The 1,748-nt window shown below is 68.4% G+C and carries 2 protein-coding genes; both read left to right on the forward strand.

Annotated elements, in window-relative coordinates; translation table 11 throughout:
* Positions 1-97 precede the first annotated feature (97 nt).
* A complete protein-coding gene (locus VGQ44_17505; protein HEV8448633.1) occupies positions 98-628 on the forward strand; it encodes a GNAT family N-acetyltransferase in 531 nt (176 codons plus the stop codon).
* Between the two features lie 15 nt (positions 629-643).
* Positions 644-1,748, forward strand: a 1,105-nt coding sequence (locus VGQ44_17510; protein ID HEV8448634.1) for a hypothetical protein, incomplete at its 3' end; no start/stop codon positions are given.

Raw genomic sequence — 1,748 nt, forward strand, 5'->3', positions numbered from 1 at the left:
CGGGCTTTCCAGCCCGTGCCCCGGGCGGGTGGAGGCAAGACGCCCACACGAGCGCGGGCTGGAAAGCCCGCGCCACACGGGGGGATATATTGAGGCGATGTATCTCGAAACTGAACGCTTGCTCATTCGTCCGTGGGAACCTGGCGACCGCGAGGCGTTCGTCGGATTCACCCAGGATCCCGAGGTGATGCGGTACGTCCACGGCGGCTTGCCTTACACGGAAGCGGAGATCGAGGAGTTTCTGTCGCGCCAGGCGCGGCAGCTCGCCGACTTCGGCGTCTGCATGGGCGCGCTCGTCGAGAAAGCGACGCAGCGTGTGGTCGGCGTTCTCGGTATCCAGCCGCTCGGCACGACCGGCGACTTCGAGATCGGCTGGTGGCTGGCGCGCGACCGATGGGGACTGGGCTACGCGACCGAGGGCGGCCGGGCGGCGATGGAGCACGTTCTGAGCACGCGGCCGCGCGTCGTGGCGATCATCGATCCCGCCAACGAGGCGTCGAAGCGCGTCATCGAACGGATCGGCATGCACTACGAAGGGCGGGTCACCGGCGCGCAGCTCGGCCATCGCCGCCCGGAGATCGTGGTCGACCTTTTTGCGGCGACGCGCGATGGCGCGGTTCATGCCTGAGGACGATTCAAGTCTATGCGGACCCGATTGCTAACCTTCGCCCTTGCCCTCGCTCCGTTCGTCGTCTCCGCCGCACCGCTCGGGCCGCCTGTCAACGTCACCGCCGGCCCGCCGGCAGCGGTGCAGCAGTTGCCGTTTCTCACGTTGACGGCGAAGACACCATTTCTCGTCTTCAACGACGACACGACGCGGGGCGGGCTCATGGTGAACGGCCAGCCGCTGGCGCACCCCGTCGCGCTCGACTCGACGATCCTCCGCGACGGCGGCGCGGCTTCGATCGGCGAGCAGAGCTTCGGCGTCTGGCTGCAGGGCGACTGGATGTACGGCCAGCGCTTCGACCTCGCGGGGAACATGACCGGCTCGCCCACGTACATCGCGATGGTCGACTCCCGCCACACAATGCGCCTCGGCGTCGGCGCCTCGGTCGACCGCTACCTGGTCGCGTGGGCGGTTTCATCGCGCGTGGTCGGCGCGATCGTCGACATGAATGGCCACGTCCTCGACAGCAACAACGCCGAGCTCACGGCGGGGACCTACGGCCGCAACGTCGAAGCGGTGAAAGTGGCGTCGATCGGCGACGAGTTCCTGCTCGTCTGGGAAGCGACGGGCGACGAGCCGTGGAGCACGCCGTGCACGCTCGCCTGTCCGAGCGACGACCGCGAAGTGCATGCGGTGGTCGTCGACAAGACGGGCACTCCGATCAAGAGCACGGAGACGTTGCTCGCGCATGCGGCAGGGGAGCCGGACGTGGTGTCGAACGGCGTCGACGACTACTTCGTCGTCTGGACGAACGTCGCGGGCACGATTAGCGGCGTCCACCTCGGCAAAGGGGCGGCGACGGTCGGCAGCGTGAAGCAGCTCGTCGCGTCGCAGGGCTACGGACCGCGGATCGCGTGGGACGGCTCGGCGTATGACCTCGCGTACGCCGACGCCTCGGATTCGCAGGCGCTCCGGGCGGTCCGGCTCAACGCCGCGGACGAGATCGCCGACGTCATCGGCACCCCGGTCCTGCACCAGGGCGTGTGGCCGCGGCAGTTCGCGATTGTGGGGCAAGATGGAACGATCGCAGTCACTTACGTCGACGGGACGCGGCTCGTGCTCGCGTCCGGCAACGCCACGA

It is taken from the genome of Gemmatimonadaceae bacterium (assembly GCA_036003045.1).
GTDB lineage: Bacteria > Gemmatimonadota > Gemmatimonadetes > Gemmatimonadales > Gemmatimonadaceae > JAQBQB01.

What these genes read in the sequence shown, in the direction of transcription:
- VGQ44_17505 (HEV8448633.1), top strand. Translation starts at nt 98, where the DNA reads ATGTATCTCGAAACTGAACGCTTGCTCATTCGTCCGTGGGAACCTGGC.